This window comes from Cupriavidus sp. GW822-FHT02D05 (assembly GCF_058802485.1).
Map to the genome: position 1 here is coordinate 178557 of NZ_JBXAOE010000004.1, position 12833 is coordinate 191389.

Sequence of the window (12833 nt, forward strand, 5' to 3'; positions counted from 1 at the left end):
AGGCTTTATGCATTTCCTTCGTCGTTTCATGCAGGCGCTCCTGTGCGCGCCTGCATTTGGCCTGGGCGCGCCACTTGCTGCGCACGCCCAGCCAGCACCCACCTTGTCCGTCGAGGAAGCCGTTGCGCTGGCCACCACGCGCGCCGGCAATGGCGAGACTTCCCACGGCAGCGTTGAAGCTGCTGTTCAAATGGCCGTGGCCGCCGGCCAGTTGCCTGACCCGGTGCTCAAGCTCGGGTTCAACAATGTGCCGGTCAACGGACCGGACCAGTTCTCCCTGACCCGCGACTTCATGACCATGCGCTCCATTAGCGTCATGCAAGAGTTCACGCGCTCGGACAAGCGCCGCGCCCGCGCGGAGCGCTTCGAGGCAGAAGCCGCGGCAGCGCAGGCGCGGCGCGCGGTCAGCCTGGCCAATGTGCAGCGCAGCGCGGTCACGGCCTGGCTCGATCGCTGGTACGCCGAACAGGCCGGCGTGCTGCTCGGGCACCACGGCCATCCGCTGGAACTAGAGCTGCAGGCCGCCAAGGCCGCCTATCGCAGCGGTCGTGGCACGCGGGCGGACGTACTGGCCGCGGAGATGGAAATCCAGAAACTGCAGGACCGGCTCGACGAGAACCAGGCCGCCATCGACGCCGCCCAGGTGGCGCTCGCCCGCTGGGTCGGGCAGGCAGCCAGTCGCCCCCTATCGGAAAGGCCAACCCTTGCCATTCCCCCGCGCGTGCAAGCGCTGGCCGGGTCCGAACTGGACGCGGTGCCGGAAATGGTGGCATCGCAGCGCGAAATCGCGTTGGCCGAAGCCGACGTCCGGGCGGCAACCGAGGCCAGCAAGCCGGACGTGACCGTCGAACTGATGTACAGCCAACGGGGTTCCGCCTATTCCAATATGGGTTCGCTGAACGTCAGCTTCCCGGTGCCATGGGACCGGGGCAGCCGGCAAGACCGCGAAGTGTCGGCCAAGCTGGCGCAGGCGCAGGAAGCCCGTGCCAGGTCCGAGATCGTTGCGCGCAATACCAAGGCCGCGCTTGGGGCGAAACTCTCTGAGTTGCGGCGCAACCTTGATCGGCTCAAGCGCTATGACGAATCCATCCTGCCGCTGGCAAACGCCCAGGCGGACGCGGCATTGACGGCTTACCGGGCCAACACCGGATCGCTGCTGGCGGTGGCCGAAGCCAACCACCGGGTCATCGACACGGCGCTCGACCGGCTGACCCTTGAAGCGAAGACAGCCAGGGGCTGGGCCGACCTGGCCTTCCTCGTCCCGCTACCCACCGCGCAGACCGAACCCGCCGCGAGGGATTCCAAATGAAGAAACAAGTCATCTTCTCCCTGCTGGCACTCGCTGCCGCCGGGGGCGTCCTCTATGGCACCTATCAACTGGGCGTCAGCCGGGGCGAAGCACGCAAGCCACCCTCGACGGCAGCGCGAAACCCATCCGCGGCCGGTGACGCGGATCCTCGGGCCCGCAGGAAGATCCTGTACTGGCATGACCCGATGGTGCCCGGCCAGCGGTTCGACAAGCCCGGCAAATCCCCCTTCATGGACATGCAGCTGGTGCCGGTGTTTGAGGATGCCGGCACCAGCGCCGCGGCGGTCACCATCGACAGCCGCGTCACGCAGAACCTGGGCATCAGGACCGCGCAGGTCAAGCCCGGCCGGCTCGATGCCGTGCTGGAGGTGCCGGGCAACGTGGCCATCAACGAGCGCGGTATCGCCGTCGTCCAGGCGCGCACCGCGGGCTACGTCGAGCACGCTTATGCCAGGACCACCCTTGACCCCGTCAAGCGTGGCCAGCCGTTGATCGTCCTCTATGCGCCCGAGTGGGTCGCCGCGCAGGAGGAGTACCTTGCGGTCGCGCGCATGAGCGGCAACCTGTACGGCGACTTGCGCGGCGCCGCCAGCGCGCGCATGCGTCAGGCTGGCATGGACGATAGCCAGATCCGGCTGGTGGAGACCACCGGCAAGCTGCAGCCCCGGCTCACCATCACGAGCCCCGTCGATGGAGTCATCACGGAAGTCGGCGCGCGCGATGGCATGACTGTCTCGCCCGGCATGACGTTGTTCCGCGTGGCCGATCTCTCCACCGTCTGGGTCCTGGCGGAACTGCCGGAGAGCCAGGCTGCAGCCGCCCGGCCCGGACAGCAGGTTTCGGCTACCGCGCCGGCACTGCCGGGGCAGACACTAACCGGCAAGATAGACGCCATCCTGCCCGACGTGAATCCAGGCACGCGCACGCTCAAGGTGCGCATCGAGCTCGCCAACAAGAACCGGCAGTTGCTGCCCGGCATGTTTGTCAGTGCCAGGTTCGGCGCGAGGCCGGGTGCCGACCAGTTGCTGGTCCCGACCGAAGCGCTGATCCGTACCGGCTCGCGCACGGTGGCCATGGTCGCGACCGGCAACGGCGGCTTCAGTCCGGTGGAGGTAAGAACCGGCGCGGAAGCTGGTGGCCAGACCGAGGTGACCGAAGGCCTGAAGGCAGGCCAGGCGGTGGTGGTCTCTGGCCAGTTCCTGCTCGACTCCGAGGCGAGCCTGCGCGGCACCACGACACGCATGGAGAGCGCGAGCGCGCCATCCGCGCCATCCGCGCCATCGACACCATTGGCACCATTGGCACCATCGGCAGCCGGCGCGGAGCATGAAGGCGCCGGCCGTATCGAAGCCGTCACGCCGGAGGGCCTGACGCTGTCTCACGGACCGATCCCCACGCTCCAGTGGGGCGCCATGACCATGGACTTCGCAGCGCCGGCAGCGGGCCTGCCAAAAAACCTGAAGGCGGGCCAGGAGGTGCGCTTCCGTTTCCGGATAAACGATGACGGCGTGCCGGTCCTGTCTTCCGTGCAGCCAGCCACCGCTGGCGCGGGGGACAAGCCATGATCGCCAACCTCATCCGCTGGTCGATCCGGAACCGCTTCCTGGTACTGCTTGCCACGGTCATCCTGACGGCCTGGGGCATGTGGGCGGCGCGCAGCATGCCGCTGGACGCCTTGCCTGACCTCTCCGACGTGCAGGTCATCATCCGCACGCCCTACCCCGGGCAAGCGCCGCAGATCGTCGAGAACCAGGTCACGTATCCGCTGACAACGACCATGCTGTCGGTGCCAGGGGCAAAGACGGTGCGGGGATACTCGTTCTTCGGCGACTCCTTTGTCTATGTCTTGTTCGAGGACGGCACCGACCTGTACTGGGCCCGTTCGCGCGTGCTGGAATACCTGAATCAGGTCCAGTCGAAACTGCCTGCCGCCGCCAGGCCGGCGCTTGGGCCGGATGCGACCGGCGTGGGTTGGATCTACGAGTACGCCTTGATCGACAAGACCGGCCACCACGATCTGGCACAGCTGCGGGCGCTGCAGGACTGGTTCCTGCGCTTCGAGCTGAAGTCGCTGCCCAATGTCTCCGAAGTAGCATCCATCGGCGGGATGGTCAAGCAGTATCAGATCGTCCTGATGCCTGACAAGCTGCGCGCCTACAACATCCCGCAAGCGACGATCCTGGCCGCATTGAAGGGGGCCAACCAGGAGACAGGCGGCTCCGTGCTGGAACTCGGGGAAGCCGAGTACATGGTCCGCGCTTCCGGATACCTGAAGACGCTGGACGATTTCCGGCAGATACCGCTCAACGTCAACAGTGCAGGCATCCCCGTGCGCCTTGGCGACGTGGCCACCATCCAGCTCGGCCCGGAGATGCGGCGCGGCATTGCCGAGCTGGACGGCCAGGGCGAAGTCGCTGGTGGCGTCATCATCATGCGCTCCGGCAAGAATGCACTGGAGACCATCGAAGCGGTCAAGGCGAAGCTTGCGGCGCTGAAGCCCAGCCTGCCGCCCGGCGTGGAGATCGTGCCGGTCTATGACCGGTCGAGCCTCATCAACCGGGCAGTGGACAACCTCACGCACAAGCTGGTGGAAGAGTTCATCGTGGTGGCGGTGGTCTGCCTCGTGTTCCTGTTCCACCTGCGCTCCGCGCTGGTCGCGATCGTGTCGCTGCCGCTTGGCATCCTCGCCGCCTTCCTGGTGATGCGGTACCAGGGCGTCAATGCCAACATCATGTCGCTCGGCGGCATCGCCATTGCCATAGGGGCCATGGTCGACGCGGCCGTGGTGATGATCGAGAACGCGCACAAGCACATAGAGCACTGGCGGGCCGAACATCCCGGCCGGCATCTGGCCGGCGACGAGCAATGGCGCGTGATCAGCGACTCGGCGGCGGAAGTGGGCCCCGCCCTGTTCTTTTCGCTGCTGATCATCACGCTGTCGTTTATCCCCGTGTTTACGCTGGAAGCGCAGGAAGGCCGCCTGTTTGCGCCCCTGGCCTTCACCAAGACCTATTCCATGGCGGCGGCGGCGGGCATGGCGGTGACGCTGATTCCTGTGCTGATGGGCTTTCTGATCCGCGGACGGATTCCGCCGGAGCAGTCCAATCCGCTCAACCGGTTGCTCATCCGCATCTATCAGCCATTGCTCGCTCGGGTGCTGCGCTTTCCCAAGGCCACGCTGGTGGTCGCCGCGGTGCTGCTCGCCGCAACCGCATGGCCGATCCTGCGGGTCGGGGGCGAGTTCATGCCGCCGCTCGACGAAGGCGACCTGCTGTATATGCCGTCTGCCCTGCCCGGGCTGTCGGCAGGCAAGGCCGCGCAGTTGCTGCAGCAAACGGATCGCCTGATCAAGACCGTCCCGGAGGTCGCCACGGTCTTCGGCAAGGCCGGACGAGCGGACTCCGCCACCGACCCGGCGCCCATGGAGATGTTCGAGACCACCATCCAGTTCAAGCCACGCGACCAGTGGCGCACGGGCATGACGCCCGACAAGCTGGTGGAAGCACTCGATCGCGCCGTCACGGTGCCGGGCCTGTCCAATATCTGGGTGCCGCCCATACGCAACCGCATCGACATGCTCGCTACCGGCATCAAGAGCCCGGTCGGCATCAAGGTGGCCGGGACCGACCTCAAGGAGATCGACCGGCTGGTCAGCCGCATCGAGCAGGCCGTGAAGTCCGTGCCGGGCGTCACCTCCGCACTGGCCGAACGCCTCACGGGCGGGCGCTATGTCGATGTCGATGTCGACCGGGCGGCGGCCGGGCGGTATGGCCTCAATATCGACGACGTCCAGGGCATCGTGGCATCGGCCGTGGGCGGAGACAACATCGGCGAGGTGGTCGATGGACTAGCGCGGTTCCCCATCAACGTGCGCTACCCGCGGGACTACCGCGACTCGGTCGAGCAATTGCGCAAGCTTCCCGTTGTGACCAGCAGCGGACAGCAGATCCTGTTGTCGGATGTGGCCCGCATCCAGGTGACGCAAGGCCCGCCCATGCTGCGCAGCGAGAACGCCAGGCTCTCCGGCTGGGTCTACGTGGACATCCGGGGGCGCGACCTGCGCTCTGCCGTGCAGGAGATGCAGGCTGTCGTCGGCAAGGCGGTCCCGCTGCCTGCGGGGTACGCCGTCAGCTGGTCGGGGCAGTTCGAGTACCTGGAGCGCGCCACGCAAAAGCTGAAGGTGGTCGTGCCGTTCACGTTGCTCATCATATTCCTGCTGTTGTACGTCACGTTCGGACGCTTCGATGAAGCGTTGCTGATCATGGCGACGCTGCCATTTGCGCTGGTGGGCGGGTTCTGGCTGCTATACCTGCTCGGCCACAACCTGTCGGTGGCCAGCGTCGTCGGCTTCATCGCCCTGGCCGGCGTGGCGGCGGAGTTTGGCGTGATCATGCTGCTCTACCTGAAACAGTCCTGGCTCAAGACAGTCGAGAGTGACCAGGCCGATGTGCCCGCGTTGCTTGAGGCGATCCAGGAGGGCGCCGTCCTGCGGGTGCGCCCCAAAGCCATGACCGTGGCGGTCATCCTGGCAGGCCTGCTGCCCATCATGTGGTCCGGCGGCACCGGCTCCGAGGTCATGCAGCGCATTGCCGCGCCCATGGTCGGCGGCATGGTCACCGCGCCACTCTTGTCGCTGTTCGTGATTCCCGCGGTTTTCTTTTTGCTTCGCCGTCCAAAGGCGGAGTCCACATTCCCAAAACCTTGAACCTTGTACCTTGAACATCGAAGAAGGAGTTCACCATGAAACACAATCTGATTGGCCTTGCAGCCGTATGCGCCACCTTCGCCTTCACGCTGCCCGCCCGGGCGGCTGACGACATGGCCGGCATGCAGATGAAGCCGGCGGCGTCGACATCCGCCCCGACGTCCGCCCCGAAGCCCGTCCAAGCGGAAGTACGCAAGGTGGATACGGCTAACGGCAAGGTCACCCTCAAGCACGGCCCCATCGAGAATCTCGGCATGTCGGCCATGACGATGAGCTTTCCCGTGAAGGACAAGGCCAGCCTGGCCAGGCTGAGAGAAGGGAGCAGGGTCCGTGCAACCTTCGACAAGGTCAACGGCGTGGCAACGGTGACGAATATCGAGCCGGAATAAGCACCCCCTACGGCTTGGGCAATGCGGCCTGCCGCGCGCGCTCCACTTTGCGCCGCGATATCATGGGGCTTGCCGGCAGGCACACCAAGCCTGACAGCCATCCCGGGTCAGGCCCGAACGCAAGCGCGTGGAGCAACGATGCAGCGTGGAGCAACGATGCAGATTGACTGGACCACCAACCGTACGGGCGATGCCGATGCGCGGCTCGGGCAGGCACCAGGCATGATCAGCCGCCGCATGTTCCTGGCAGCAGGTGCTGCACTCGGGCTGGCCGCCTGCGCGCCGGAACGCTTTGCCAGCCACACCGAGCCGCCGGCTTCGCCCGGCACGAAAGCCACCCAGGACGTCTCCCCCTGGAAGCCCTCCCCTACCGCGCTGGTCATCGACATGCACAGCCATGCCGGGCGCGTGATCGTGTCGCGCGATCCCGCCATCGGCGCGGACCGGCCTTTTCTTCCGCTGGCCGCGCCGATGCGCGCGGGCGGCGTGAACGTGATCTGCCTGGCAATCGTGACGGATACCATCGTCACGCGCGTGTCCGCCGATCGCACGCGCTTCGAATCCTGGCGAACCCCGTCCGAAGGCGAACTCTACGCGCTTGGCGTGGCCGAATTCGCGCGCGCGCACAAGCTGGTGGAGCGTGAGCAGATGCAAGTGGTGACCGACGCGGCTACGCTGGCCACACGGGGGCCGGCCGGGCCGTGCGTGATCATCGCGTCGGAAGGCGCGGACTTTCTGGAAGGCAGGCTGGAGCGCGTGGACGAAGCGTACGGCATGCACCAGTTGCGGCACCTGCAGCTCACGCACTACCGCGTCAACGAGCTGGGCGACATCCAGACGGAGGCGCCGGTGCACGGGGGCCTGACGGATTTCGGCGCGGATGTAGTGCGGCGCTGCAATGCCTTGGGCATCGTCGTCGATGTCGCGCACGGCACCTATGACCTCGTCAAGCGTGCCGCCGCCATCTCCACCAAGCCACTGGTGATTTCGCACTCCGCGCTGGCCACGCGCCCCGGCTTGCGCAGCCGGCTGATCACGCCCGACCACGCGCGCGTGATCGCGGGCACCGGTGGCGTGATCGGGGTCTGGCCCAGCGCGGGCACCTTCCGCGACCTGGCCGCAATGGCGCTTGGCTTCAAGCGGATGGCCGACGTGGTTGGCGTGGATCATGTGGGCTTGGGCACGGACATGCTCGGCTTCATCACGCCGCCGGTATTGCGCGCCTACGACCAGTTGCCAGCGCTAGCCGCCGCGCTGCTGGCGGCGGGCTTCACGCACGAGGAAGTGGGCAAGCTGCTCGGCGGCAATTACCGCCGGGTATTCGAAGCATCCGTCGGCTAGCGCCGGCGTGCGCGCCTACCGCGTACGCTGTCCCGGCTTGCCTTCACCCTGCGTATCGCCGGCGCGCGACCGGCGATACGCCTCCCGCCCGGCGTAGACGGCACCAGCGGCAAACATCAGCGCCAGTGCAAACCAGGTGATCGCATAAACGAGGTGGTTGTTGTTGAACGTGATTACAGTCAGCCCGCCCACCGGCCAGGTGCGCTTGCTGGCGTCCCCGAGCGGCACAGCCGCGTCTGCATCGATGAAGTAAGGCGCCACGTTGCGCAGGCCGCGCGCGGCAGCAATGGCCGGCACATCGCGCGCGTACCAGCGCCCGGCCGCCGGATCGTTGGTGCGCAGAAAGCCGTTGCCTGGCTCGCTAAAGCGCAACAGGCCAGTGACGGTGGTCTCGCCGGTGGGGTCGCCCCCGCCGCGCTTGGCGCGCTCGCTCAGCTCAGGCGGCACAAAGCCACGGTTGACCAGCACCACATTGCCGTCCGCCGTGCGCAACGGCGTCACCACCCAGAAGCCGCCACCCAGCTCTGTGACGGCCTGCACCAGGGTCTCGCTGTCGTTCAGGAAGGTGCCGGTGAGCCGCACGCGGCGGTACTCGTCGGCGGCCTTGGTGAGCCGCGGCCACTGATCGGCGCTGGGCGCGGCCGTGGCGGGAGCATGCACACGCGCGTTCACGCGTTCGATGAGGTCGAGCTTCCACGCGCGGCGTTCGACTTGCCAGACGCCAAGCGAAAGCAGCCCGGCTACCGCCACGATGGCGAGCAGGGCAAACGCCACAAGCGCGCCGGTGGCGCGCTTGCGGGAAGGCGGGTTGGATTGGGCTACGCCCTGCTGCCGGGCCGTCAAGGCAGGTTCTTCATGTCGTGCATTGGCATCATGTTCTGGTCGAGGTGGAACATTACCCAAAGCGAGCCGCTCAGCGCGATGACCACCAGCACGATCGTGAAGATCAACGCCAGCATGGTCCATCCGCCCTCGGATCTCGCATTCATATGCAGGAAATATATCATGTGGACGACGATCTGCACCGCGGCGCAGCCCAGCAGGAACAACGCTGTGGTGCTGGATTTATCGAAAACCTTGGCCATCACCAGCCAGAACGGGATCGCCGTGAGGACCACCGCGAGCACGAAGCCCGTCATGTAACCCTTGAAGGTGCTATGGCTGACCTCGCCATCGTGTCCGTGGCCATGGTCGTCATGGCCATGGCCGTGGCCATGGGGATCGCCTGCAAGGGCATTGTCATGCGCGTTCATGGCAGCACTCCCATCAGGTAGACGAAGGTAAACACACCGATCCAGACCACATCCAGAAAGTGCCAGAACATGGACAGGCACATCAGGCGGCGCTTGTTCTCGGGGATCAGCCCGTGCTGCCCCACCTGCACCATCAGCGTGATGAGCCAGACGATGCCGACCGTCACGTGCAGCCCGTGGGTGCCCACCAGCGTGAAGAACGAGGACAAAAAGGCGCTGCGCTGCGGCCCCGCGCCGTCGTGGACGAGGTGCGCGAACTCGTAGAGCTCCAGGCTGATGAACGCCGCGCCCAGCAGGCCAGTGATGCCGAGCCAGATCAGGGTGGTGCGCACCTGCGCCTTCTGCATCTCCAGCACGGCAAAGCCGTAGGTGATCGACGACAAAAGCAGCATGGTGGTGTTCAGCGCCACCAGCGGCAGCTCGAACAGCTCGGCGCCCGTGGGGCCGCCGGCGTAGCGCCGCCCCACCACGCCGTACACGGCAAACAGGCTGGCGAAGATGAGGCAGTCGCTCATCAGGTACAGCCAGAATCCGAGCAACGTGCCGTTCTGCGCATGCACCTCGCTGGTCGCGTAGAAACGCAGCTCGCTCTGGCGCGTGGTGTCCGGCATGCGCACGTCGCCGGGGCCGTAGGGGGCGGTGGTATCAACCATGGCTGGCAAGCAGGCGTGTGCGCTCTGCCTCGGTGCGGACGACGTCGTCGGCTGGGACGTAGTAATCGCGCTTGTAGTTGAAGGTATGGCCGATCGCCACGACCAGGATGGCAGCGAAGGACACGATCACAAACAGCCACATGTGCCAGATCAAGGCGAAGCCGAGCACGGTGCTTAACCCAGCCAGGATGATGCCCGCGCTGGTGTTCTTCGGCATGTGGATCGGGATAAAGCCCTGCTGTGGCCGCTGGTATTGGTGCTCTTTCATCTGCCACCACGCGTCGTTGTCATGGATGATCGGGGTAAAGGCAAAGTTGTATTGCGGCGGTGGCGAGGAGGTCGACCACTCCAGCGTGCGGCCGTCCCACGGATCGCCCGTGGTGTCGCGCAGGGCTTCGCGCCGGCGGTAGCTGACCACCAGCTGGATCAGGAAGCAGCCGATGCCTAGCGCGATCAGGAACGCGCCGAATGCCGCCAGCTGGAACCAGATCTGCAGGGACGCATCCTCGAAGTGGCTCATGCGGCGGGTCACGCCCATCAGCCCGAGCACATAAAGCGGCATGAAGGCAACGTAGAAGCCAACCAGCCAGAACCAGAACGAGCATTTTCCCCAGAACGGATCCAGCCGGTAGCCGAAGGCCTTGGGAAACCAGTAGGTGATGCCGGCCATCAACCCGAACAGCACGCCGCCAATGATCACGTTATGGAAGTGCGCAATCAGGAAGAGGCTGTTGTGCAAGGAGAAATCCGCCGGCGGCACGGCGAGCAGCACGCCGGTCATGCCGCCGATCACGAAGGTGACCATGAAGCCGATGGTCCAGAGCATCGGCACCTCGAAGCGGATGCGCCCGTGGTACATGGTGAACAGCCAGTTGAACATCTTGGCCCCGGTCGGGATCGAGATGATCATGGTGGTGATGCCGAAGAACGAATTGACGCTGGCGCCCGAGCCCATGGTGAAGAAATGGTGCAGCCAGACCAGGTAGGAGAGCACCGTGATCACCACCGTGGCGTACACCATCGACGCGTAGCCGAACAAGCGCTTGCGGCAGAACGTGGAAACCACTTCCGAGAAGATGCCGAACGCGGGCAGCACAAGGATGTACACCTCCGGGTGGCCCCAGATCCAGATCAGGTTCACGTACATCATGGCGTTGCCGCCAAGATCGTTGGTGAAGAAGTTGGTGCCTGCGTAGCGGTCGAGCGCCAGCAGGGCCAGCACGGCGGTGAGCACCGGGAAAGCGGCGATGATCAGCACGTTGGTGCACAGCGCGGTCCAGGTGAACACCGGCATCTTCATCATGGTCATGCCGGGCGCGCGCATCTTGACGATGGTCACGAGCAGGTTGATGCCCGATAACAACGTGCCCAGCCCGGCAACCTGCAAGGACCAGATGTAATAGTCCACGCCCACGTCCGGACTCTGCAGCACGCCCGACAGCGGTGGATACGCCAGCCAGCCGGTGCGCGCGAACTCGCCGACGAACAACGACATCATCACCAGCACGGCGCCGCCAACCGTCATCCAGAAGCTGAAGTTGTTGAGAAAGGGAAAGGCAACGTCGCGCGCGCCGATCTGCAACGGCACGACAAAATTCATGAGCCCGGTGACCAGCGGCATGGCCACGAAGAAGATCATGATCACGCCGTGCGCGGTAAAGACCTGGTCATAGTGGTGCGGCGGCAGGTAGCCCAGCGAATCGCCAAAGGAAACCGATTGCTGCAGCCGCATCATGACCGCATCGGCAAAGCCGCGCAGCAGCATGACGATGCCTAGCACGACATACATGATGCCGATCTTCTTGTGGTCGATGCTGGTGAACCACTCGCGCCAGAGGTAGCCCCACGCTCGCAGGTAGGTCAGTGCGCCAACCAGCGCCAGCCCCCCGATCGCGACGGCCGCGAAGGTCGCCAGCAGGATGGGCTCGTGATAGGGGATTGCCTCCCAGGTGAGGCGGCCGAATACCAGTTGCGTCAGGTCGAGGTGCTCGGGCATTGTGTCACCAGGGCCGCAAGGGCGTTGTTTCAGGAATCGGGGAGCAGCGGGTCATTGTTGCCACATCATTGGGCAATGTCATTGCGGCAACGTCCTGGCGGACGCCACACGGGGACCGTTGCCAATGCCGGCAGGGTCGCCTGCCGTGCAGATGGCGCCCAGGCTCGCGCCAGCAGCGCCGCGTTCGAGCGCCGCCACGTTGAGGGTCCGCGGCTTGTCCTTGCCCTGGACTTGCCTCGCACTCATGGCCATGTCCTTGATGCAAGGCCGGTTGGCTTGCACGCAGCGGTTCAGGATCGCGTCGTACAAACCCGACGCCACGCTGGCGTAGCGCCTCACCGGCTCAAGCTCGCTGGGTTGCTCCAGCTGCAGGTAAGCGTCGCGCGTCAGGGCCCCGCCGCCGGCCTTGGCTTGCTGCACCCATCGCGCGAATTCCTCCGCGCTCATGCCATGGAACTTGAAACGCATGCCGGAGAAGCCCGCGCCGCTGTAGTTGGCGGAGAAGCCCTCGTAGACACCCGGCTGGTTGATCACCGCGTGCAGCTTGGTCTCCATGCCCGGCATGGCATAGACCTGCCCCGCCAGCGCAGGAATGAAGAAGGAGTTCATCACGGTGGACGCCGTGATCTTGAAGCGGATCGGCTGATCCACCGGCGCCGCCAGCTCGTTGACGGTGGCGATGCCTTGCTCGGGGTAGAAGAAAAGCCACTTCCAGTCCAGCGCCACCACCTCCACGGTGAGTGGCTCCATGGCCATGGGCACCGGGCGCCCGGCATCGATGCGGCTCAAGGACTGGTAGGGATCGAGCTTGTGCGTGCTGACCCAGGTCAACGCGCCCAGGGCGATGATGATCAAGAGCGGCGCGGCCCAGATCACCAGCTCCAGCAAGGTCGAATGGTCCCAGTCGGGCTCGTAGATGGCCTCCCTGTTGGCCTCGCGGTAGCGCCAGGCGAAGAGCAGCGTCAGCGCGATCACCGGCACGATGATCAACAGCATCAGCCCGGTTGAAATGATGATTAGATCACGCTGCCGGATCGCGAGATCCCCGGCCGGGGCTAGCAAGACAGCATTGCAGCCCGTCAGCAGCAGGATGGCAGCGAACAACAGACACCCGCGCGTCGCGTAGCGGGATGGCACTATCCGAATGCGAAATTGCATAGCCGTGGAAGTGATCGTTGGAACTACGC

At 65.4% G+C, this 12833-nt stretch carries 10 protein-coding genes; 5 read left to right on the forward strand and 5 right to left on the reverse strand.

The genetic code is table 11. The features are described 5' to 3' along the window. The first annotated feature begins 7 nt into the window (after nt 1–7). The 5 genes from AC1RQK_RS07425 to AC1RQK_RS07445 all read left to right on the forward strand — a co-directional run bounded on the left by AC1RQK_RS07425 (nt 8) and on the right by AC1RQK_RS07445 (nt 7744). A complete protein-coding gene (locus tag AC1RQK_RS07425) occupies nt 8–1309 on the forward strand; it encodes a TolC family protein (RefSeq protein WP_492808275.1) in 1302 nt (433 codons plus the stop codon). After that, nucleotides 1306–2874 carry an efflux RND transporter periplasmic adaptor subunit gene (locus AC1RQK_RS07430; RefSeq protein WP_492808277.1) on the forward strand — a complete coding sequence of 523 codons (1569 nt, stop codon included), beginning with the start codon at nt 1306–1308 and terminating at the stop codon, nt 2872–2874. The genes AC1RQK_RS07425 and AC1RQK_RS07430 overlap by 4 nt, the downstream gene beginning before the upstream one ends. Next, complete coding sequence (locus AC1RQK_RS07435; RefSeq protein ID WP_492808279.1) at nt 2871–6014, forward strand: efflux RND transporter permease subunit; 3144 nt, start codon at nt 2871–2873, stop codon at nt 6012–6014. Before AC1RQK_RS07430 ends, AC1RQK_RS07435 begins: the two co-directional genes overlap by 4 nt. Before the next feature lie 35 nt (nt 6015–6049). Then, on the forward strand, nt 6050–6403 hold the full coding sequence (locus AC1RQK_RS07440; protein ID WP_492808280.1) for a copper-binding protein: 354 nt from the start codon (nt 6050–6052) through the stop codon (nt 6401–6403). A gap of 156 nt (nt 6404–6559) precedes the next feature. Continuing rightward, nucleotides 6560–7744 carry a dipeptidase gene (locus AC1RQK_RS07445; RefSeq protein WP_492808282.1) on the forward strand — a complete coding sequence of 395 codons (1185 nt, stop codon included), beginning with the start codon at nt 6560–6562 and terminating at the stop codon, nt 7742–7744. Between the two features lie 15 nt (nt 7745–7759). Here the strand turns inward: AC1RQK_RS07445 and AC1RQK_RS07450 are convergent, their stop codons facing one another. From AC1RQK_RS07450 to cyoA, 5 genes are all read right to left on the reverse strand, one after another. Further along, the gene (locus tag AC1RQK_RS07450) at nt 7760–8587 is read right to left on the reverse strand and encodes an SURF1 family protein (RefSeq protein WP_492370525.1); all 828 of its coding nucleotides are present in this window, start codon (nt 8585–8587) and stop codon (nt 7760–7762) included. Beyond that, a complete protein-coding gene (cyoD, locus tag AC1RQK_RS07455; RefSeq protein WP_492370526.1) occupies nt 8584–8997 on the reverse strand; it encodes a cytochrome o ubiquinol oxidase subunit IV in 414 nt (137 codons plus the stop codon). Before cyoD ends, AC1RQK_RS07450 begins: the two co-directional genes overlap by 4 nt. Continuing rightward, nucleotides 8994–9650, reverse strand: a complete 657-nt coding sequence (cyoC, locus tag AC1RQK_RS07460; protein ID WP_492370527.1) for a cytochrome o ubiquinol oxidase subunit III — start codon at nt 9648–9650, stop codon at nt 8994–8996. The genes cyoD and cyoC overlap by 4 nt, the downstream gene beginning before the upstream one ends. After that, complete coding sequence (gene cyoB, locus AC1RQK_RS07465) at nt 9643–11646, reverse strand: cytochrome o ubiquinol oxidase subunit I (RefSeq protein ID WP_492808285.1); 2004 nt, start codon at nt 11644–11646, stop codon at nt 9643–9645. The genes cyoC and cyoB overlap by 8 nt, the downstream gene beginning before the upstream one ends. A 78-nt stretch (nt 11647–11724) precedes the next feature. Further along, nucleotides 11725–12804: a ubiquinol oxidase subunit II gene (cyoA, locus tag AC1RQK_RS07470; protein WP_492808286.1), complete on the reverse strand. Its 1080-nt coding sequence runs from the start codon at nt 12802–12804 to the stop codon at nt 11725–11727. Nucleotides 12805–12833 lie beyond the last annotated feature (29 nt).